Below are 22,267 nucleotides of genomic sequence, written 5' to 3' on the forward strand. Positions count from 1 at the left end.
TTCATCAGGCTGCGTCTATTAAGTTATGGCAATGATAGCGATAATATGATTGTCCCATGTAAGAATAAAGAGATTATGAAAAAGAGGTTTATTATTTGTAAAATTTTCATTGTTATTATATAGGATCGTTCACTCCCTAGTCAATGGTTTTAGCGGAAATGGCATTGGCGCCTTTAAAAGTCGACAAAAAGCTCATGTTTACATCTCTCACACCGATGTGAACATGAGCGAAGTGGTGTTTCTAACATTGGTACCTCGTCCTTTTTATAAGAGAAGAAAAAATCAGTTTTCTAAAAATCTATTTGGCAAAGCTACTTCGATACGCCGCCGGCGTTACGGACGTAAGCCTTTTAAATGTCCGATAGAAGTGTGGCATGCTGTTAAAGCCACATTGTTCCGCAATAAGGGCAATGTTTTCTTTTTGTTCTTGTAGCAAATTTTTCGCCATAATGATGCGCTTCGTTGTGATGTATTCTGTTACATTCATGCCGATAAGTTTTTTAAATACCCTGCTAAAGTGCGCCGGCGACACAGCTGCTATTTTCGCTAGGTTATTCAGTTCGAGCTCATTTTCTAAATTGAGCTCGATATAGTCAAGAACCTGATTGATCCACACTGGCCCAGCGTTATGATGCCCGACATGCTCGCTCTTGAGGCAGTTTCGGTTTAGAAACAAAAGAATTTGCTGCAACAAAAGGGCTAACATCTGCCTCTGGTCAATGCGCTTTTCTTTTTCCTCCTCCCAGAGCTGATCGATATACAATTCGAGCTGAGCCCGGTTTTTTGGCTCTAGCCGGTGCCTGTAATTTTTGCGTCCTTTGCCTTCCTCAAACAATCTTAGATAGGAGTGAGAATCCCAGAATACAGAGCGCTGCAATAAAACGGGGCTGAAAAAAATAGCCGTTGAGGTAATCAAATTTTCTGCTGTTGGGATGACGCGGTGGATCGTATTTCCAGGGATGGTGATAATATCTCCCTGCTCAGCTTGAAATAAATTCTGATCGATAAAAAAGGTTCCTTTCCCTTGGTAGACATAGACAATTTCGTACCAGTCGTGCAAATGGTCAGGAAGCTCGCGATTAGGCGTTTTCGTATCTTTATAAGCAATGAAAAAGGGGAAATCATTCTCTGAATCAAATGTTTTGCGGACAGGCTCCAATGTCAACACCTCTTTTCCAAACCTAAAATCTTAATCTTTTTATATTATATCAATAAAAGGTACATATTGAGCAGAATACGCAATATTTATAACTTATTTATGGTGATAAAATGAATCTTGGCAACAATGAAGGGTGGACAGAATGAGGAGGAAAACTGTGAGAAGCATCGTTTGCGAACGGCCAAATGTATTCAAGATGACAAAAGAGAAAGCGCCTTCAATTAGGCCCGGTGAAGCGTTAGTTCGTATTAAACGAATTGGCATATGTGGGACTGATCTTCATGCTTATAAAGGAAACCAGCCCTTTTTTTCCTATCCTAGAGTACTAGGGCATGAGCTGTCTGGTGTCATTGAAGAGGTCGAACATAATCCTGAAGGGCTGCAAGCAGGAGATCGTGTAGCGATCATCCCTTATTTAAGCTGTGGAAATTGCCATGCTTGCCGAAACGGCAAAACGAACTGTTGTACGAAGGTGAATGTGCTGGGTGTTCATATCGATGGTGGTATGAGAGAGCTGGTTGCTGTTCCTACCGAACAATTAATGAAAACTACTAGTCTTTCCTATGATGAAGCAGCCCTCATTGAGCCTCTTGCTATTGGTGCCCACGCTGTAAATCGGGCGAAGCCAAGAAGAAATGAACAGGTTCTAGTGATTGGGGCAGGGCCCATCGGGTTGGGCGTGATGCTTTTTGCCAAGGAACAGGGTGCCCGTGTCATTGCTATGGATGTCAATGAAGAGAGACTTGAATTTTGCCAGCAATGGGCCAAAGTAGATGCAGTCGTCCATGCATTGGATAACCCTCTGTCCGAACTAAATGATCGACTGAATGACGAGTTGCCGACAATTGTTTTTGATGCGACGGGAAACAACGATTCCATGACAGAAGCTTTTAACTATGTTGCTCATGGGGGGAAATTGGTTTACGTAGGGCTTGTCAACGGAATGATTCAATTTGATGATCCAGAATTTCATAAAAGAGAAATGACATTAATGGCCAGCAGGAACGCGACCAAAGAGGATTTTAACTACGTTATACAGGTGTTGGAAACAGGCTCTATTCAACTGGATTCGTACATTACCCATCGCTGCAGCTTTAGGGAGATGGTTGAACAGTTTGATAGCTGGCTATTACCGGAATCAAAAGTGATAAAGGTGGTCGTAGAGCTCTAAGGGATGAGAAATTAGCTCGTCCCTTGCCTGAGTCTATCAACGATTTAAATTGGTACAGGTCAGAGTAACAGATTGTTATGGCAAAAATGAAAGCGTTATCAACAAAGGCGAGCAATAAGAAAAACTATACGTAAGGACTGAATGGAATGAAGAATGGGAAAACAATGTCCTCCCTCCTACTTCTTGTAATGGTAGCTTTGTTAACGGCATGCAGTACGGCTGATGCAGGCAATAGCCCAGACCAGGTTTACACCGTGAATATCGCTTACGGAAATCAGCCAGGTGAACCAGTAGACCAAATGGCGCGGAAGTGGAAGGAGCTTGCCGAAGAACGGAGCAACGGACGGTTGAATATACGGTTATATCCTAGCTCACAGCTAGGCTCTGAAGCAGACGTAGTTGAGCAGGCACTGTTTGGGAGCAATGTGATCATCTTTACAGGCTATGACTTCCTTATGAACTTTGTCCCTGATCTGGGAGTGATGACGGCTCCATATCTAGTAGACGACGTAGAGGATTTATTCTACTTGACGACAACCGATTGGTTTAAATCGCTCGAGGATGACTTGAGGCAGGAGGGTTTAGAGATTGTAACAACAAACACACTCTATGGTGAGCGCCATCTCATGACAACGAAAGAGGTTCTGACACCAGAGGATTTAAAAGGGCTAAAAATCCGGGTTCCAAACAACCAGATGTATATTCACACGTTCAGTGTGCTTGGCGCTTCACCGACACCGCTTCCTCTATCCGATATGTATGCTTCCTTGCAACAGGGCGTAATTGATGGGGCTGAGAATCCGCTGCCTGTCCTCTCTGGCTCAAAAACGCATGAAGTCGCGAAATTTCTAGCGTTAACGGGACATACGAAGATTATTAGCCCATGGGTGACTGGAAACGAGTTTATGGACTCTCTGCCAGCTGATTTGCGGGACATTTTACAGACAACGGGGGATGAAGCGGGAGAATTTGAAAAAACGATTGTGGCAGAGGAGGAGGAAAAGGTTCTCGAAGATTTTGCTTCACAAGGAATTAAGATAAATGAGATTGATGTTGAGCCGTTTAAAGAAAGAGCGCAGGAGATTTTTAACCGTATTCCTGAATGGAGCCCTGATCTACAGGAAACGATTCAAGAACTGCTGGATAACCGTGATTAGAAGGAATGAACAACTCCTTTGTCTCTGGTAGAAGCTGGATCGATGCTTAGAGGAAAGCCTACACTCACAACAACGTAGAGGTGATAAACATGAAGCGTTTTTTTCATCATTTGGATGATTATCTAGGAGTTCTTGCTTTATCAGGAATTATTGTTCTCATTAGCGCAAACGTATTTTTCCGCTTTGTCTTAAACAGTCCGATCACATGGACTGAGGAAGTCAGTTTGGCGTTGTTTATATGGCTTACGTTTATCGGTATTAGCTCTGGAATCAAGCACAATTCACACGTAGGAATCGATTATTTCGTCCGGAAAATGCCGGGAAAAATACGCCATTATGTTCAGGTGGCAAGGCTTGTCGTGATTTTGGCTGCCACTATCCTTGTGTTTGTCTACTGGGGGGCTACGTTTGCCTTTCACGGTGTCGCCAAAGTAACCCCAGTGCTTGGGATCAGTTATACATTCATTAATTTGGCGGTGCCGATCGGTTCGTTGCTAGCCGTGTTTCATCTTCTTAACGTGTTTATTAAAAGAGACCGGGCTTATATACATCAAGAGAGAGGACTGGAGTAAGGATGGATTTAACGATCGCTTTAATTATCATGTTTGCTCTGATCATATTGAATATTCCTGTAGCCTACGCCATTATTGCCGGCTGCGCCTACTACTTTATCATGAATGATAGCTTCACCCATGAAATCTTAATCCAACGAATGATGAGTGGCGTAGAATCCTTTCCTCTCCTTGCGATCGTTTTCTTTATAACAGCAGGGATTCTGATGAACTATACCGGAATTACGGAAAGAATGCTTAACTTTGCCCAAGTCATGACTGGCCATATGACAGGTGGGCTAGCGAAAGTCAACGTATTGCTCAGTGTGCTGATGGGAGGTTTATCGGGGTCTAATATCGCGGATGCGGCCATGCAGTCCAAAGTACTTGTGCCGCAAATGACGAAGCGCAATTATCCGCCTGCTTTCTCGACTGTATTAACAGCGGCAACGTCTCTGATTACACCGATCATTCCACCAGGGATAGCCTTAATTATGTACGGCTATATCGGGAACGTGTCTATTGGCAACCTGTTTTTAGCTGGCATTGTACCGGGTTTAATGCTTAGTGTGATTTTCTTAATACTTGTTCATTTTATTGCTAAAAAGAGAGGCTTTGAAACGGAAAAAAAGCCAGCGGCTAAACCAAAAGAGATGCTCATTGCTTCTAAGGATGCAGCGTTTGCGATTTTGTTGCCGATTATCATTATTGGTGGAATTCGCTTTGGCGTGTTCAGCCCAACGGAGGCCGGAGCGATTGCCGTTATTTATGCTCTTATTTTAGGGTTTTTTATTTATCGCCAGATGAAGGGCAATCAGCTCGTTACCGCTTTAAAAGAATCGGTCAATTTAACGGCCACGATCATGATCATTATTGCGGCAGGAACGGCCTTCGGCTGGATTTTAACGCTGGAGCAGATTCCACAGCAACTAACTGGCACGGTAACCAATTTTATCGAGAGCCCTGCTCTGTTTTTATTAGTCATTATGGTCTTTTTACTCGTAGTAGGCATGTTTATTGAAGGCAACGTTTTACTTATTATACTAACACCTATCTTTATGCCTATGATTCAAACATTCGGTATAGATCCTGTGCATTTTGGGCTTTTCTTTATTCTTTGCCTTAGTGTTGGAACGATCACTCCTCCTATCGGGACGATTATGTTTACGACAACGGCAATTACTAAAGTGAAAATTGAAGATTTTATTAAAGAGGCATGGCCTTTTTATATTGTTTTAATCATTGCGATTTTGCTTGTTGCCTATTTCCCAGCAATTTCCCTATGGCTGCCTTCTCTGTTCTCCTAATTAAATAAGGATCGATGAAGCCATCCACTCTAACGGTATTCAGCGACAACTGGACACTGTGAGGTAGATTAAATCCATGTTTAACAAATAAGGAGGTTTTGATTTTGTCTAACGCTTTTTTTCAAGTTCACCCGACAGACAATGTCATCGTCAGTTTAAAAGACTTGCAAAAAGATCAACGTATCCAGTTTAAAGAAGAGCATATTCCTTTATCCAGAGACGTTCCTTCTGGGCACAAAATTGCAATCAGAGACATCGCTGTAGGAGAAGACATCGTAAAATACGGATTCCCTATTGGCAAAGCAAGCAAGCCAATTCAAAAAGGCGATTGGGTACACACCGATAATGTTGTAACGAAGCTATCAGGAACGCTCGAATATCAGTATCAACATAAATCACAGCCGTTTCGTGTTCGGGAATCCGCAACCACTTTTGATGGGTACTGGCGCAAAAACGGGGAAGCGGGCATTCGTAATGAAATATGGATTATCAATACCGTGGGCTGTATTAATAAAACAGCAGAGATTCTCGCGAAAATGGGAAATGAGGCATTTCAAGAGGAAGGGATCGATGGCATCTATCATTTTCCTCATCCCCTAGGCTGCTCCCAACTAGGCGATGATTTGCATAACACTCAAAAAATATTAGGAAGACTCGTAGAGCATCCTAACGCTGCAGCGGTTCTCGTATTAGGTCTAGGGTGTGAGAACAACTTTATAGAATCGTTTAAACAGGTTCTATCAGAAATCGATAAAGAACGAGTAAAGTTTCTCGCGGTCCAAGATGTCGAGGACGAACTTGAGGAAGGGCTGGATTTACTCGGGAGTCTGGTCAGCTATGCAAAAACATTTAAAAAAGAGCCTATTCCTCTATCAAAGTTAAAAGTTGGTTTAAAATGCGGAGGATCTGACGGATTTTCAGGAATTACAGCGAATCCGATGGTCGGAGCGTTTTCCGATATGCTTATCTCCGCAGGAGGGACAACGATTTTGACGGAAGTGCCTGAAATGTTTGGCGCAGAGACGATTCTGATGGAGCGGGTTACGGATAAAAAGGTATTTAACGATTTAGTCGATGTGGTAAATGGTTTCAAAGAGTATTTCCTTAAGTACAACCAGCCGGTCTACGAAAATCCATCTCCAGGCAATAAAAAAGGAGGCATTACAACACTGGAGGAAAAGTCACTTGGTTGTGTCCAAAAAGGTGGATTTGCCCCTGTCGTCGACGTCCTCCCTTATGGTTCTAAGGTTACAAAGCAGGGGCTGAACATCGTACAAGGGCCAGGAAACGACTTAGTATCTGTCACAAACCTTGCTGCAGCTGGTGCCCATATCGTGCTGTTCACAACAGGAAGGGGAACCCCGTTTGGCGGGCCTGTGCCAACGGTTAAAATCTCAACCAATACCGCCCTATTTGAAAAGAAGAAGAACTGGATTGATTATAACGCCGGACAGCTCATTCAAGGCAGCAGCATGGACGATGTCAAAGAGGACTTTTTCACCTATTTGCTTCAGGTCGCTTCGGGAGAAAAGAAGACAAAAAATGAGCAGTACGGTTTTAAAGAGATCGCTATTTTTAAGGATGGCGTGACCCTTTAACGCTCATCAAATAAAAAGGGGACCTCTAAATGGAACAATTATCAAAAAAATTCATAGCTCACAATCAAGCTAAAAAGCAGCTCCTACAGGACGCAAACGAAGCTTGCAACGCGCATTTGCCGGAGCGTATCATCCAGTTTGGCGAGGGGAATTTTTTGCGCGGCTTTGTCGATTGGATGATTCATACGTTGAATAAAAAGGGCTTGTTTAATGGCTCGATTGTAGCGATACAGCCGACTCCACACGGTAAAGTAGTGCCTAAATTAAACGCACAGGACGGGTTGTATACGTTGGCGCAGCGGGGAATGTTGAATGGAACAGAGGTAGATGAAAGGGAGATTGTGACGTCGATCAGCAGGGGGATTAACCCTTACACAGATTGGCAAAAGGTTCTTGAGGTAGCAGAAAACATAGACGTTCGTTTTATGTTCTCCAACACCACTGAAGCTGGATTGACGTATTTGCATGAGGAGTACGACAAGGCACGCTCTCCCCTGTCTTTTCCAGGAAAAGTGGCCGCTTATCTCTATCACCGCTTTCAAACGTTCCAAGGTGCGAAGGAAGCGGGCATGATCCTATTTCCTTGTGAGCTATTGGACAACAACGGGCAACTGCTAAAGGAAATTGTTATTAGGCTGGCAACGGAATGGGGCTTCCCTCGATCCTTTATAGACTGGGTCGACCAGCATAACCAGTTCTGCAATACGCTTGTAGACCGTATTGTCACAGGCTTTCCTCGGGAAGGGATTGAGCAGTTTAATCAAGAGCTAGGCTATGAGGATACTCTTTTAACCACTTGTGAACCGTTTCATTTATTCGCGATCGAAGCCAAACCGGAAATAGCGGCACAGTTGCCTTTCGAGAAGGCTGGATTAAACGTCCATTGGAAGCCTGTAGCTCCATTTCGAGAGCTGAAGGTGCGAATTCTTAATGGCGCCCACACCATGATGTTTGCGGCGGCGTATCTATCTGGCCTGGATACCGTTAAGGAAGCAATGGAGGATGAGGAACTCCAGCAATTTATCCGAACAGGCGTTTACGAAGAAATTTTGCCTTTGCTTCATATCAATGAAGAGGAAAAGATCCGCTTTGCAGACGCTACATTCGAAAGGTTTAGCAATCCGTTTAATCAGCACAAGCTATTAGACATTTCATTGAACTCCATCTTTAAATGGAAAACTAGGATACTGCCTTCTCTTCTCGAAGCGGTAAGGAAAAACAATGCGCTTCCAGCAGCTTTAACCTTTTCACTAGCCGCTTTATACGTCTTTTATCGTCCTGATCATGTGAAGGACCATGTATGGTTTGGCAAACGCGGGGATACTGTGTATCCGATTAAAGAGAATGAAAAAACGCTTCGTTCCATTCAAATTCTGTCCGATCATAATGGAGAGGATTTGCAGCGTACAATTCATGCATTTCTTAGCAATCAGCAGCTTTGGGAGACCGATTTAACCGCTGTCCCACAATTGGCGGAAACCGTTACGTTCCATGTGCAGAATATAGGAGAACATGGGATGAAAGCTGCATTACGATCATTCATGGAAAATAGAGTTTAAGTAGGAAGTAAAACCGTCCCTTTCTCCAGTTTGGTTAGAGAGGGGCGGTTTTATTATGCCCGCTGTATCGATTGTCTTATGTGGTTCCTTCTTTCATCCACTAAATCATGCTCTTCTGCTTGAGTGCGTCTAAATTGACCAGTGGCAAAATTTATTAGAAGAATGGATGAAATTACTAGAAATGAAGCTGAATCAACCATGATAAAATAAACATGGAGATAAATCGATTTATAGGTTATTCTTATCATCTCCTTTTATGACAGCGCTTACTTCCTAATCATTTAGGAAATAGGATAGCCTAGCAGGAGAAGGCGAGCCCAACTATAGTGAGAATTAGGAGGTGGTCGCATTGAAGAAACGGCATGCCAGACTGCTCCAATTATTAAAAGAAAAGGAGGGGCGTTTTTTGTCAGGCCGGGAGCTAGGCGAACAGCTAGGCGTAAGCGACCGGACGATTCGCAATGACATTCGCATTTTGAATGAAGACTATTTAATCAATGCAGAAATTGTTTCCAACAATCGCCTTGGATATAAATTGAGAGGGACATTAACGCAGTTTAACAAGCGCTCTCATTTAGATTTAGATTACCATAAACGGGCTTTTCAGCTTGTCAAAGAATTGCTTGATGCAAATGGATGGATGAGCTATGACAAGTTTGCGGAAACCCATTTCGTCTCCCCGCAAACGATCCATAGTGATGTGATGAGGATGTCGGAATGGCTGAAGCAGTATGACCGAAAAGCCATGTTTGAAACAAAGCCTTTTTGTGGAATTCGCTTGCTTGGGAACGAGCAAGATAAACGGATGTTGTTGACAAGTTTGTTCAACAATGAATTTGCTGCAAAGCAAGAAGCAATTTCACAAATGACAACGGCCTTTTCAGGATGGCATACGCCGCAAAGCATTGCCGATATAGGCAAAAAGTTAAGCGATGTTTTAGATGCAAATAGCATCTATGTGTCGGCCAGTGTCTGGGCAAAGTTATTGGCTGTAGTGCTTGTCGCTGTGCACCGCGGAAAAACGCATGAATTAAGCACAAACAAGAGCGCGCAAGCAGGAGCAAACTGGAAACTGGCTGAACAAATAGCGAATGCGATTGGTTGGCCATGTTGCCCCGATGGGGAACTTGCTTATCTTGCTTCTAATTGCATCGCCTTCAAGTTGCTTCCGATCCAAAAAAACGGCAACACAGCCGCTTCTGAACGGCTACAGGCGGCCTGCTTAGCAGGGTTGTCGTTACTCGAGAAGCAGTACGGCGTCGATTTAATAGGCGACCAAAAGCTGCTAAGGCATTTAACGTTGCATTTGCAAAATATGTTGTCCGTATTACAAGACCAATATGAAATCGAAGCTCCATCGTTATCGATGATTAAAGCCCAATACATTCATGCGTTTCAGATGGCGGTTGTCTTTGCTGAGGAACTAGGAGAAAAGTTGTCTATTTCCGTTCCTGAAGCGGAAGTAAGCTACTTAGCTCTTCATTTGCAGGCGGCAATTGACCGAATGGAACGAAAGCCAATCCGTGTTCCTTTAATTAGCACAAAAAGTTTGGCTATGACCACACTAATGAAACAAAAAGTGGAACAAGCGTATCCGCAAGTGTCGATTCAGGAAATTTATATTCCTTATGCTCCTTCTGCAGTGCCCCGCGATGCCGCGTTTGTACTGACAACGTCCAAGGAGCTCAAGACACAGCATAAGACATTGTATATTGAAGGCGATTTCATCACAAAAGAAGATATTGCCCGCATTAAGGAATGCTTAACTTACGGGATTTTGCAGGCACGCGTTACCGAAGATTGCTTTTTCCGTTTAAATGGGCAGACAAAAGAAGAGCTGCTGCGCTTGCTTGTGAAAAAGGCAGGAGCCGAAGTGTACTTGCCATCGATTGAATCGAGGGAGCAATTGTCTGCAACAGACATTGGCAACCGCATGGCTGTGCCCCATCCGCTTATTTCAATCGATGCCCCGGAAACAAAAATTTTTGTTGGCATGAACAGCCGTGCCGTCCAATGGGGAGAGCGGACAGTCCAAATGGTGTTCTTGCTATTGGTGAGTGAACGGGACACCGTGTTGTACGAATCAATCTTTCGCGAAATTTATCAACTTAGTAAAACGGCACGTCTTCAAGACATGAAGTCGTACCAAGGATTTCGGAATAGTTTGTCATTATAACCTTAACTTGGAGGAAACTATATGCTTATCACGATGAAAGAATTGCTTAAAGTCGCATATGAACAAAAATTTGCAGTCGGCTCCTACAATGTTTCTAATAGCGAATTGCTATCCGCCATTATTGAGACGGCAGAGGAAGAAAAATCGCCAGCAATCTTACAAATCCATCCTAATGAGTTGGCGCTTATAGGCAATGAGTTTATCGCTTACGCCAGAGAAGCAGCACACCGTGCTCGCGTGCCAATCGTGATCCACCTCGACCATGGGGCGACATTGGCTGATATTGCCCAGGCGATCCAAAATGGCTATACATCGGTGATGATGGATGCATCCCATTTGCCGTTTGAAGAAAATATTGCCTTGACGAAACAAGCGGTTGAAATAGCCCACTCAGTCGGTGTTTCCGTAGAAGCCGAGCTAGGAACAATCGGCAACAATGACGGCAGCTCTGAAGGAGGCGCAGACCAAATTCTTTACACTGAACCAGATGAAGCACGGGAATTTGTTGAACGTACTGGCTGCGACACACTTGCCGTCGCGATTGGCACATCTCATGGATTCTATCCAAAGCATATGAAGCCAAAAATCCAACTGGACCGGCTGGAGAAAATCAATGAGTCAGTAGGCATCCCATTAGTCCTCCATGGCGGCTCGGATAACCCAGATGAGGACATCCGCCAATCGACACAATTAGGGGTAGCAAAAATCAACCTCTCTAGCGATATGAAACGCGCCTTTTTCAACCAGTTGCGCCAAACGCTCCAAGAGAAACCACACGATTTTGAACCGGACGTGTTAATGCCTGAAGCCCGAGAAGCGGCGAAAGCAGTGTTGCGCAAAAAAATGGCGCTTTTCGGTTCAACAGGCAAAGCACCGTTGTACAAGCTCAGTGAGTGAAAGGGGAAATAGGCCAATGAAGCTAGCGGAGTTATTGCATAAAGATGTGATCAATCTTGATTTAAGCGCGACCTCGAAAGAAGACGCGATTAAAGAATTAATTGATTTGCTTGATGAGAATGGGGCCATCGAATCAAAAGAAGGCTTTGAAAAAGATGTATATGAGCGGGAAGCTCAAGGCATGACGGGGATTGGCGGCGGGGTCGCCATTCCCCATGGCAAGTCGGATGCTGTTCGCCACACAGCGATTGCCATCGGCCGGACGAAACAGCCAATTGGTTGGGAAACGTTAGACGGAAAACCGGTTCAGGCGATTATCTTGTTTGCGGTACGCAAAGAAGATGAGGGCAATCTTCATTTAAAGCTTCTGGCCAAAGTAGCTGGTGCGCTTGCCCGCGATGAAGTGTGTGCCGCATTGCTTGAATCGAACTCAAAAGACGACATTATACAGGCATTTGATGAACAGGAGGGAGAATCATGAAAATTGTTGGTGTTGCGGCTTGTACGGCAGGAATTGCCCATACATTTTTAGCGAAAGAAAAGCTTGTAAAAGCGGCACAAGAAGCAGGGCACGAAGTAAAGATTGAAACACAAGGGACGATCGGCACGGAAGATGAGTTGACAGCAAACGAGATCAAGGAAGCGGACGTCGTCATCATTGCAGCAGACATTAGCATATCGGGGCGCGATCGTTTCAAAGAGAAAAAAGTCATCCGCATCCCGACACATATTGCCATCAAATCGCCAAAGCAGCTCATCAAGAAAATCGAAGCTGAATTGAACGCAAACGTGTAAAGGGGAGAAGCAGCATGAAATCAATCGGCTTGACGATTAAAAAACATCTGTTGACTGGTATTTCCTATATGATCCCACTGATTGTTGCGGCCGGCTTGTGCATTGCTTTAGGGCAAATCTTCGGAGGAGCCGATGTCGCCAACCATGAAGGAACGATCCCCTTTTACTTGAACCAAATTGGCGGTTGGGGCATGACGCTCGTCGTTCCCCTTTTTACAGCAGCGATTGCCATGTCGATTGCCGATCGCCCCGCTTTCGCCCCTGGCCTCGTCATTGGCTTTATTGCCAATGAAATCCAGGCCGGTTTTATCGGCGGCATACTCGGCGGCTTTTTAGTAGGTTATGTCGTGTTGGCAATTAAAAAGTATGTGAAAGTGCCAAAGAGCATGATTGGTCTGATGCCTGTCATGATTATTCCTTTAATTGCAACCGCTTTCTCTGGTTTGCTCATGTTGACAATCATTGGCCAGCCCATTGCCAGCATGCAAAACTCACTGCTAGGTCTGTTGCAATCAATGGAAGGTGGTTCGCGCTTCTTTATGGGGACGATCCTCGGCGCAATGTCCAGTTTTGACTTCGGTGGCCCTGTCAACAAAACGGCCTCGTTATTTGCCGATGGGCTGCTTGTAGAAGGCATTTATGAACCAGAAGCAGTAAAATTCATTGGCTCCATGGTGCCTGTCTTCGGTATTGCTCTATCTTTCCTATTTACAAGATACAAATATACAAAAGCAGAAAAAGAAACATTAAAAGCAGCCGTGCCAATGGGCATTTGCATGATTACCGAAGGGGTTATCCCAATTGCTGCGCGGGACTTGATCCGCGTTGTCGCTTCGTGCTCATTTGGCTCAGCAATTGCCGGCGGGCTTTCGATGGTATGGGGAGTCGGAAGCACTGTGCCACATGGCGGTTTGTTTGTGGTACCACTGATGATTGAACCTTGGTACTTTGTGTTAGCGCTTGCCATCGGCAGCCTCATTACCGGTACGATGTTGTCATTGTGGAAACCGGCAGTCAAACAAGAGGAAGAGGCAATGGAACAAGAACCTGAAGAGGAGGAAGTCGACCTTGACGACTTCAGCTTGACGAAGGGGTTGTAAGTAGTGGATATGGAAACGGCAAAGCAAAAAACACGAGAAGCCCTTGAAGAACAAGGGTTTCTCTTAACGGACCAAGAAGCGGACACTATTGAAGTTGCTGACTTTGGGCTAGGGCGCCTTGAGCAAAGCGGTTTGCAACTGTTCACTTATGTAAACAGCCCGCGCTACTGTGCCAAGGAATTGGTGCTGTTCCCGAACCAAACGTGCCCAGAACATAAACACCCACCCCGGCCAGACGGCACCCCTGGAAAAGAAGAAACATTCCGCTGCCGCTTTGGCTGTGTCCATCTATTTGTTGAAGGGGAGGCAACGGACGATCCAAGTGTCCATCCGCCAGCTGAAGATGCTAGTTATTATACAGCCGCTAACAAAATTGTGCTCCTGCCAGGGGAACAATATACGATTCCGCCAAACACGCGCCACTGGTTTCAAGCAGGGCCCCAAGGGGCAATCATAAGTGAATTTTCTTCCCACAGCGACGACGCCAGTGACATCTTTACCGATCCGCGTATTACACGATAACGCGAACGGCCAACAGCTTTAAGTTGCTGTATGTAAGCACACGCCCCCTTTAAGCAGCGTTTATTACTGCCTGAAGGGGGTGTCGGGTTTAACAGGCCAGAGGGACTTTAAGTAGAACCAGCAGCAGCGTTGAAAGGAAAAATATTGAATTTCTAACTCGCTTCATGTACCCTTTTCTTAACGAGTAGAACGGGAAAGGGGTTTCTCATGTATAGACTTTTGGTCATGCCGATCCTGGCACTTGCGTTAGTTGGCTGCACCGAGTCAAAAGATACTCCACAAACCACAAACACCTCTCAACCAACAAACACGCCTCAACTGCTACGGGAAACGATACTGAACCCACATGTCATTCACCTTGATCCTAAAGATATTCCTGATACAAATGGATTGGAGTATGTTGAGGCCGAATCTCATCCGTCTTATGTTGACCCTGATACAGGGCATACGATCCATTTAGAAAGGGATGGGTGAATTTAAAACCCCCATGCATTCAACACTGTCGCAATCGCTTCTTCCAATTCATCTTCAGGAATACTTCCAAAGCCAAGTACAATTTGAGGCGGGTGGATTGCGCGTTCAAGGGAGTAAGCAGACAGTGGATACACTTTTGCCTTGGCGGCTAATGCTTTCTCAACCAGTGTCTGTTCATCCATTCCATTTTTTACGACGAGAACGATATGGAGGCCGGAACGTTCACCGATTATCGATAGCTTGTCTTCATATCGTTTCAACAGGCTCAGAACTTTTTCTAACTTGCGGCGGTAAATTTTCCGCATCCGGTTTAAGTGTTTTTCAAAGTCCCCTTGTTTCATAAAGGCCGTCAGCACTTGCTGGTCAATGCGCGATACCGTTGAGTGGTAGTAAGAAAACTTGTTTTTATATAAGTGGGCAAGTGGTGCCGGCAGTACCATATAACTGATGCGGACAGACGGGATCAATGATTTTGAAAAGGCGCCTAAATAAATGACTTTGTTATGGACGTCCATGCTTTGCAAGGATGGAATGGTTTTTCCTGTATAGCGGAATTCACTATCGTAATCGTCTTCAATAATATAGCGGTTTTCGTGTGCTTCCGCCCAATGAAGCAATTGTTTGCGCCGATTGATCGATAAGACAGAACCGTAAGGAAAGTGGCGCGATGGCGTTGTGTAAACGACATCTACCGCTGTGCGGACGATGCTGTCAACATCAATGCCTTCTTCATCTACTTGAAAAGGGACGTAATCGTTTGGATAATGGGATAGCAATTTCCGCATTAGTTGGTAGCCTGGGTCTTCAATCCCGTAGACTTTACTTTCGCCAAGGAGCAAGAACAGCTGTTGCAACAACGTTTCCACCCCAGCGCCGACTACCACCTGTTCTGGTGTGCAATTGACGCCACGTGAATGATGCAAGTAATAGGCAATTTCGCGCCGAAATGAAGCCTCGCCTTGATGGTCTCCATTCAGCAATAAACGGTGATTTTCCTTACACATCGTTTGTTTGAAATACTTGCGCCATTGCTCAAATGGAAAGCTGGTTGTGTCAATATGGGTCGGGTGGAAATTGTAGCGAATCGTGTCTTGTTTTGTTGCTAACGCATCTCCAGGTGCTTGTGGAGCCCGAATGTATTCTAAGTCTTCATAGGCTTGTACATAAAATCCCTTTCTTGGAATCACTTCGACATACCCTTCTGCCACTAACTGCTCGTAAGCTGCCTCAACCGTGTTTTGGCTTAATTTTAAAGAGTCGGCTAGTTTGCGTTTAGAGGGAAGTTTCGTGCCATAGCCAATGCGGCCTTCCGTAATTTCCGTTTTGATGTGTGCGTACAATTGTTCATATAAGGGCGTTGGCAAATCTCGATTTAATTCGCACCACAGCAGCTCCATGTTAGACCGCTCCTTTTTCTGACCTCATCATTTTCTTAAAAACTGACACTTACAATGTGGTCAGTTGTTTTCTATACTAGTCAGCAAATCCAAAAAAAGCAACGATAAAGGAGTGGGACAAATGGAAAAAGTAGTAGGAACAGACCGGGTGAAACAAGGAATGGCTCAAATGCAAAAAGGCGGCGTTATCATGGATGTGATTAATGCCGAACAAGCCAAAATCGCTGAAGAAGCGGGTGCTGTGGCGGTCATGGCATTGGAACGGGTGCCTTCTGATATTCGTGCAGCTGGCGGTGTGGCGAGAATGGCAGACCCAACTGTGACAGAAGAAGTGTTAAACGCTGTTTCGATTCCAGTCATGGCAAAAGCACGCATTGGCCACATCGTTGAAGCGAAAGTTCTGGAAGCGATGGGTGTCGATTATATTGATGAAAGCGAAGTGCTAACACCGGCTGATGAAGTCTATCATTTAAACAAACGTGATTTTACAGTGCCGTTTGTCTGCGGAGCCCGCGATCTCGGCGAAGCAGCGCGCCGGATTGGCGAAGGCGCTTCAATGATTCGTACAAAAGGAGAGCCAGGAACGGGCAATATTGTTGAAGCAGTCCGCCATATGCGGAAAATGCAGGCGCAAATCAAACAAGTAGCCCATATGTCGACAGATGAGTTGATGACGGAAGCCAAGCAGTTAGGCGCCCCATATGAATTATTGCTGCACATTAAGGAAACGGGCCAATTGCCTGTCGTCAATTTTGCCGCAGGGGGCATCGCCACGCCAGCAGATGCCGCTCTTATGATGCATCTAGGCGCTGACGGCGTTTTTGTTGGATCGGGCATCTTTAAATCAGACAATCCTGAAAAATTTGCTCGGGCAATTGTGGAAGCGACAACCCATTACACAGATTATGAACGGATTGCCGAGCTTTCGAAAAACCTTGGTTCCGCTATGAAAGGAATTGACGTGGCGACATTGGCGCCGGCAGAACGGATGCAGGACCGTGGGTGGTAAGTCTATGAAAATTGGCGTATTAGCCTTACAAGGCGCGGTTAGTGAACATATCCGTTTATTAACGAACAGTGGCGCAGAAGCAATCGAAATAAAGCGTGCAGACCAGCTAGCAGAAGTCGATGGGCTTATTTTGCCAGGTGGTGAGTCGACGGCAATGCGTAGGTTGATTGACAAGTATCAACTTTTTAAGCCGTTGCGAGAATTTGGCGAATCAGGAAAGCCGATATTAGGAACATGTGCTGGACTGATATTGATGGCAAAGACTCTTTCGGGTGAGCAAGATGGGCACTTAGGTTTTATCGACATGGTTGTTGAGCGCAATGCGTTTGGGCGGCAACGGGATAGTTTTGAAGCAACGCTTGATGTGAAAGGGGTAGCCGAAAAACTGACTGCTGTTTTCATTCGCGCGCCGCTTGTTAAAGAAGTCGGACCAGATGTAGACATTTTGAGCGAATACAACGGAGAAATCGTTGCCGTCAAGCAAGGCTCTTTCCTTGCATGTTCGTTCCATCCTGAATTGACGGATGACGCCCGCTTGCATCAAGCGTTTATAAAGATGGTAGCAGAGCGCTCTGTGTTGGAAGCTCATTAAAAAAGGCAACGGCTTCTGCGCAAGTTATACAGAAAAAACCGGACAATTTCCGTCCGGTTTTTTTCCATTCTCCCTACAATTACAAACGGTGTTTCTTCATTTTATTGTATAACGTTGCCAAGGAAATGTTTAATCGTTTTGCTGCCTGCTTTTTGCCTTCTAAATGATTGTCACAATTGGCAAGTACGTTTGTAATAAGCTGCCGTTCTGCTTCCTCCAGGCCTGCTTTTAATGACGTAGGAGGAGTAAACGACATTGGCGTGGACCTTTGCCATTGGTCCGTTGCCAAATGCGGCGGCAGGTGGCTTGGGTGCAAAACGGGTTCATCCATCATGCAAAGGGCAAATTGAAGCGCGTTTTTTAGTTCACGCACATTCCCAGGCCAATGATAGTGCTTAAGCCTTTCCAATGCTTCGTCGCTAATGTTTACTTGCCCCACTGCCTTCGCGTCAGATTGGCTGGCAAGCAGCGTTTTGGCAAGCAAAGGGATATCTTCTTTTCGCTCACGCAACGGTGGAATGTGAAGTTGGAACACACATAAACGATAATAGAGGTCTTCGCGAAACAAACCTTTGCTCACTAAGTCCGCCAAGTTTTGGTTAGTCGCAGCAATTATACGGGTACAAACGCGTTTTTCCTTTAAAGCACCCAGCCTCCGTATCGTTCCTTCTTGTAAGACGCGTAGCAGTTTGCTTTGCAAGGAAAGGGGCAGTTCGCCGATTTCATCGAGGAACAACGTACCGTTGTCAGCCAACTCAAACAAGCCAAGTTTGCCATTTTTCTGGGCACCTGTAAAAGCCCCCGTTTCATAGCCAAACAATTCACTTTCGAGCAAGTCTGTTGGAATCGCTGCACAGTTTATTGGTACAAACGGCTGTGAGGCATTTTTCCCCTCTCTATGAATGGCCTGCGCAAAAAGCTCTTTCCCTGTTCCGCTCTCTCCTGTAATCAAGACTGGAAAAGGAGCGGTTGCTGCTTTGCGGGCAATCGCTGTTACCTCTTTTAACCCTTGATTATATCCAATGATCGATTCAAAATGATGGGCCGCTTGAAAACTGGCTTCTACTTTTTGCTGCAACCATTGAATTTGTTGTTTTTGCTGTTCAATTGTCTTTGTCAAATCCAGCACTTCTTGTTTGCCTTTACAAATTGAAACGGCTCCTACCACTTGGTCGCCATCAAAAATAGGCGCCATATCGACTAAGTATTCTCGGCCATTGACTTTTCTATAAACGCCGACACGTACGCTTTTGTCTTTTAGCGTGGAAACAAGTTGTGCTTCTGGCCTGACTTCTAGAAGGGGTTTGCCGATAATGTCCTGTGCACAAACGCCTGTGATGCGTGTATATTCGTTATTAATTTTCTTGACAATCCCTTGCTTGTCAATGACAAGAATGCCGTCTTGAATGGCATCAAGAATGGCATGTCCATTCACTTGGAAGCCCCCTTTTTAAGCGTTTTCATTATCATATCAGCCTTTGCGATAAACGGCCAATTTTGTTCTTAATTATTAGAATGTATTTCTTTGTTTTTAGAAATGGCGCCTTGTAGCCTAGGAAGTTCGCGTATTAACAGTTGGCATAATGATTGCATTCAAATAGCATAGCAAAAATTGTAGAAAGTAGGGAGAGTATGAAGTCGATACGTATTGGCACTGGCGCTGGCTACGGAGGCGACCGGATTGATGCAGCAGTGGATTTAGTGGAGCACGGGGATTTAGATTATCTTGTGCTGGAAGGGCTTGCCGAGCGGACAACGGCGCTTGCCCACTTAGAAAAAGCGATAGACCGTGAAAAAGGCTATGGCCAGTTTTTAGAAGAACGCATGGCAGCTTTATTGCCGTTATGCCAAGACAAAGGGGTAACGGTCATTACAAATTTAGGGGCAGCTAATCCGGAAAGTGCTGCAAAGAAAACGGCAGAAATCGCTTCTTCTCTCGGTCTTTCAAAGCTGAGAGTCGCCACAGTAATTGGTGCGGATGTGCTTGAACAAGCAAAACAAGCCGACCCTCCTTTATGGGAAACGGGCGCCCCTCTTTCCACATTCGGTGATGATGTTATTTCCGCTGACGCTTATTTAGGAGTTGACGCGATTTTGCCTGCTTTGGTGCAAGGAGCCGATGTGATCCTAACTGGCCGTGTTGCAGATCCTTCATTATTTTTGGCGCCGATGGTTTATGAGTTTGGCTGGGAGCTTTCAGATTGGCATTTGCTTGGTGCAGGAACAGTACTTGCCCACTTGCTTGAGTGCGGCGCCCAAGTAAGTGGTGGTTATTTTGCTGATGGCTGCAATAAGCGTGTGCCGGAGTTGCACCGGCTCGGAATGCCATTTGCTGATGTTTTTGCTGATGGGACTGGCATCATTTCGAAAACGCCAGGAAGCGGGGGAACGGTGACGCTCCAAACATGCAAAGAGCAATTATTGTATGAAGTAATGGACCCAACTGCCTATATGACGCCCGATGTTACCGCCGATTTTTCATCTGTAAGGTTTAAGGAGGTTGCTGACAACCGGATTGCAGTGAACGGGGGAAACGGTCGTGAGCGGCCCGCTCAACTAAAAGCGACAATTGGCGTGAACCAAGGCTACATTGGTGAAGGCATGATTGCCTATGGAGGCTACGGTGCAGCTGAACGGGCCCGTCTCGCCGCTGAAATCGTATTGGCCCGATTGACAAGTGCAGGGTTTAACCAGCAAGAGGTTAAACATGAATTGCTTGGGGTGAATGGGCTTTTTCAGAATGAGCCGTCCGTCCGCCCATATGAAGTCCTTCTCCGTGTAGCTGCTAGAGCGAAGGACCGCCGGCAAGCTGAACGTGTTGGGGAAGAAGTGGAAGCCTTGTGGCTAAATGGCCCAGGGGGTCCAGGCGGAGTTCGATCACAGGCAAAACGTGTCGTTTCTGCCTATTCAGCATCGATTCCACGAACCATGGTGAAGACAAAAGTGTTCGTAACGGAGGTAATAGCATGACTACACCTTTATATAAAATTTCCCATGCTCGGGCAGGCGACAAAGGCGAACAGACAACGGTCAGCCTGTTTCTGTACGATGAACGATTTTACGAAAACGTAAGGCAACAAATAACGGCAGCGGCGGTCAAGCAACATTTTCGCCGACTAGCCTCTGGCAGTGTTGACCGTTATGAGCTTCCTCAATTGGCCGCACTCCATTTTGTCATCCATGGCACTCGTCCAGGTGGCGTAGCAGCCGCCCTTGATTTTGATGCACATGGTAAATCGCTCTCTTGGTATCTCCTTGAAATGGAAGTTTGGTTATAAACGAGCGGGTATCGTCTATGCTCGTTTAGTATTTTATGCAATTGAAAGCGCTTAAATAAGGAGGGATTTCATGCTAGCATTATTTGGTTTTCTTACGATCGCGGTGTTTCTCTATTCCATCGTTTCGAAGCGGCTGTCAGTTATCGTTGCACTTGTGTTGATTCCAATTGTTTTTGGCATCATTGCCGGGTTTGGCCTTGAGCTCGGCGAGCACATGCTCGAGGGCATTCAACTTGTCGCCCCGACTGGCGTTATGTTAGGTTTTGCGATCTTGTTTTTCGGCGTTATGAACAATGCGGGCATGTTTGATCCGATTCTTGGCCGGATTTTAAAAGCAGTAAAAGGCGACCCATTAAAAGTAGTAGTTGGCACACTATTGTTTGCGATGGTTGCTCATCTTGACGGTTCAGGGGCATCAACGTTCTTAATCGTGATCCCAGCTTTGTTGCCTCTTTATGATCGACTCGGCATGAGCAGGATCGTCTTGGCAGGAATCGTTGGCCTTGGAGCTGGCCTCATGAATATTATGCCGTGGGGAGGTCCGACTGCCCGCGCCGGCAGCGCGCTTGGCATTGATCCTGGTGAAATATTTATCCCACTATTGCCTTCGATGGCGGTAGGATTTCTTTGGCTTTTATTTGTCGCGTACTGGATTGGAAAAAAAGAGCGACAACGCATTGGTGTCCAATCGATTGAATATTCAATGAGCAGTGGCCAAACAGAAGAACAAATGAACATGAAACGCCCCAAGTTGTTTATTCCCAACTTGTTGTTGACCGCCTTGACGTTAACAACATTGGTGATGCAATGGTTGCCACTGCCTGTTGTCTTTATTATTGCCTTTGTGCTTGCGTTGCTAATGAATTACCCGAATCCAAAAGAACAAATGCAACAAATCCAGCTGCAGGCGTCAGGAATGGTGCCGGTGTTATCGATTATTTTTGCAGCGGGAATTTTTACTGGCATCCTGACAGGCACAGGGATGATCGAGGCAATGGCGGTAGCACTAGTCGACCTTGTACCTGAACAACTTGGTCGTTCGCTGCCAATCGTCGTTGCCGTTGCGAGCATGCCCCTCAGCCTTGTCTTTAATCCTGATGCCTATTATTACGGGGTCATGCCGATTCTTGCCCAATCGGCAGAAATGTATGGCGTGCCTGGAATTGAAATTGCTCAAGCGTCCGTACTTGGGCAAATGACAGTCGGCTTTCCCCTTAGTCCGCTGACGGCATCAACGTTTTTATTGATTGGCCTCGCGCAAGTAGAACTAGGCGACCATCAACGGTTTATGTTCAAGTGGGCCTTTTTAACGACACTATGGATGGCGCTATTTGCTTTGCTTACTGGCGTGTTGTCTGGCTGGTAATAAAAAGCTAAAACGGGTTATTGCCGCTAAACGAAAGAAGAATGAGAGGTTTTCGATTAATAGGCTACGTTTAAACGGTTCCTCGTGCCGACGGGAAATAAGCATCCTGATACGAGATAAGCAATATTCATCCCTGTCACTTTTTAACCGATACAAAAA

The 22,267-nt window shown here is 45.4% G+C and carries 21 protein-coding genes; 18 read left to right on the forward strand and 3 right to left on the reverse strand.

The annotated features are described in order from the left end of the window. Positions 1-298 precede the first annotated feature (298 nt). Complete coding sequence (locus BUC05_RS17185) at positions 299-1,159, reverse strand: AraC family transcriptional regulator (protein ID WP_073305467.1); 861 nt, start codon at positions 1,157-1,159, stop codon at positions 299-301. Positions 1,160-1,316: 157 nt separating this feature from the next. Here BUC05_RS17185 and BUC05_RS17190 point away from each other — a divergent pair, with 157 nt between their 5' ends. From BUC05_RS17190 to BUC05_RS17250, 13 genes are all read left to right on the forward strand, one after another. Next, entirely contained in the window at positions 1,317-2,330 is a 1,014-nt protein-coding gene (locus BUC05_RS17190; protein ID WP_073305469.1) for a zinc-binding alcohol dehydrogenase family protein, read from the forward strand. Between the two features lie 146 nt (positions 2,331-2,476). Beyond that, complete coding sequence (locus BUC05_RS17195) at positions 2,477-3,487, forward strand: C4-dicarboxylate TRAP transporter substrate-binding protein (RefSeq protein ID WP_011245300.1); 1,011 nt, start codon at positions 2,477-2,479, stop codon at positions 3,485-3,487. A gap of 89 nt (positions 3,488-3,576) precedes the next feature. Continuing rightward, positions 3,577-4,059, forward strand: a complete 483-nt coding sequence (locus BUC05_RS17200) for a TRAP transporter small permease (protein WP_073305471.1) — start codon at positions 3,577-3,579, stop codon at positions 4,057-4,059. 2 nt (positions 4,060-4,061) lie between these two features. Beyond that, a complete protein-coding gene (locus BUC05_RS17205) occupies positions 4,062-5,345 on the forward strand; it encodes a TRAP transporter large permease (protein ID WP_011245302.1) in 1,284 nt (427 codons plus the stop codon). A 104-nt stretch (positions 5,346-5,449) separates the two neighbouring features. Further along, the gene (locus BUC05_RS17210; protein WP_035205384.1) at positions 5,450-6,943 is read left to right on the forward strand and encodes a UxaA family hydrolase; all 1,494 of its coding nucleotides are present in this window, start codon (positions 5,450-5,452) and stop codon (positions 6,941-6,943) included. Positions 6,944-6,972: 29 nt separating this feature from the next. Then, positions 6,973-8,502: a tagaturonate reductase gene (locus BUC05_RS17215; RefSeq protein ID WP_073305474.1), complete on the forward strand. Its 1,530-nt coding sequence runs from the start codon at positions 6,973-6,975 to the stop codon at positions 8,500-8,502. Positions 8,503-8,851: 349 nt separating this feature from the next. Beyond that, positions 8,852-10,678: a BglG family transcription antiterminator gene (locus tag BUC05_RS17220; RefSeq protein WP_073305476.1), complete on the forward strand. Its 1,827-nt coding sequence runs from the start codon at positions 8,852-8,854 to the stop codon at positions 10,676-10,678. Positions 10,679-10,699: 21 nt separating this feature from the next. Then, a complete protein-coding gene (locus BUC05_RS17225; RefSeq protein WP_011245306.1) occupies positions 10,700-11,575 on the forward strand; it encodes a ketose-bisphosphate aldolase in 876 nt (291 codons plus the stop codon). A 16-nt stretch (positions 11,576-11,591) separates the two neighbouring features. Then, on the forward strand, positions 11,592-12,056 hold the full coding sequence (locus BUC05_RS17230; protein ID WP_073305478.1) for a PTS sugar transporter subunit IIA: 465 nt from the start codon (positions 11,592-11,594) through the stop codon (positions 12,054-12,056). After that, positions 12,053-12,370, forward strand: coding sequence for a PTS fructose transporter subunit IIB (locus tag BUC05_RS17235; RefSeq protein WP_011245308.1), 318 nt, complete (start codon positions 12,053-12,055; stop codon positions 12,368-12,370). Before BUC05_RS17230 ends, BUC05_RS17235 begins: the two co-directional genes overlap by 4 nt. 14 nt (positions 12,371-12,384) lie before the next feature. Further along, positions 12,385-13,470, forward strand: coding sequence for a PTS fructose transporter subunit IIC (locus tag BUC05_RS17240; RefSeq protein WP_011245309.1), 1,086 nt, complete (start codon positions 12,385-12,387; stop codon positions 13,468-13,470). Positions 13,471-13,479: 9 nt separating this feature from the next. Then, positions 13,480-13,992, forward strand: coding sequence for a D-lyxose/D-mannose family sugar isomerase (locus BUC05_RS17245; protein ID WP_073305659.1), 513 nt, complete (start codon positions 13,480-13,482; stop codon positions 13,990-13,992). A 207-nt stretch (positions 13,993-14,199) separates the two neighbouring features. After that, positions 14,200-14,466, forward strand: coding sequence for a hypothetical protein (locus BUC05_RS17250; protein WP_073305480.1), 267 nt, complete (start codon positions 14,200-14,202; stop codon positions 14,464-14,466). Between the two features lie 2 nt (positions 14,467-14,468). Here the strand turns inward: BUC05_RS17250 and BUC05_RS17255 are convergent, their stop codons facing one another. Then, positions 14,469-15,863 (reverse strand): MocR-like pyridoxine biosynthesis transcription factor PdxR, encoded by a 1,395-nt coding sequence (locus tag BUC05_RS17255; protein ID WP_063608184.1) that lies wholly within the window; start codon positions 15,861-15,863, stop codon positions 14,469-14,471. 121 nt (positions 15,864-15,984) lie between these two features. Between BUC05_RS17255 and pdxS the strand changes: the two genes are divergently transcribed. Together pdxS and pdxT are read left to right on the forward strand one after the other, a co-directional pair. After that, complete coding sequence (gene pdxS / locus BUC05_RS17260; protein WP_011245312.1) at positions 15,985-16,872, forward strand: pyridoxal 5'-phosphate synthase lyase subunit PdxS; 888 nt, start codon at positions 15,985-15,987, stop codon at positions 16,870-16,872. A 4-nt stretch (positions 16,873-16,876) separates the two neighbouring features. Beyond that, entirely contained in the window at positions 16,877-17,464 is a 588-nt protein-coding gene (gene pdxT / locus BUC05_RS17265; protein WP_011245313.1) for a pyridoxal 5'-phosphate synthase glutaminase subunit PdxT, read from the forward strand. A 79-nt stretch (positions 17,465-17,543) separates the two neighbouring features. On the opposite strand, the gene BUC05_RS17270 is transcribed toward pdxT, so the two are convergent. Continuing rightward, on the reverse strand, positions 17,544-18,899 hold the full coding sequence (locus BUC05_RS17270; protein WP_073305483.1) for a sigma-54 interaction domain-containing protein: 1,356 nt from the start codon (positions 18,897-18,899) through the stop codon (positions 17,544-17,546). Between the two features lie 197 nt (positions 18,900-19,096). On the opposite strand from BUC05_RS17270, the gene BUC05_RS17275 reads away from it, so the two are divergent. The 3 genes from BUC05_RS17275 to BUC05_RS17285 all read left to right on the forward strand — a co-directional run bounded on the left by BUC05_RS17275 (position 19,097) and on the right by BUC05_RS17285 (position 22,108). Further along, the gene (locus BUC05_RS17275) at positions 19,097-20,434 is read left to right on the forward strand and encodes an acyclic terpene utilization AtuA family protein (RefSeq protein ID WP_073305485.1); all 1,338 of its coding nucleotides are present in this window, start codon (positions 19,097-19,099) and stop codon (positions 20,432-20,434) included. Continuing rightward, positions 20,431-20,742: an AtuA-related protein gene (locus BUC05_RS17280; protein ID WP_073305496.1), complete on the forward strand. Its 312-nt coding sequence runs from the start codon at positions 20,431-20,433 to the stop codon at positions 20,740-20,742. The genes BUC05_RS17275 and BUC05_RS17280 overlap by 4 nt, the downstream gene beginning before the upstream one ends. 70 nt (positions 20,743-20,812) lie before the next feature. After that, positions 20,813-22,108: a CitMHS family transporter gene (locus tag BUC05_RS17285; RefSeq protein WP_073305498.1), complete on the forward strand. Its 1,296-nt coding sequence runs from the start codon at positions 20,813-20,815 to the stop codon at positions 22,106-22,108. Positions 22,109-22,267: the final 159 nt, after the last annotated feature.

The organism is Shouchella rhizosphaerae, assembly GCF_900142675.1.
GTDB lineage: Bacteria > Bacillota > Bacilli > Bacillales > Bacillaceae_D > Shouchella > Shouchella rhizosphaerae.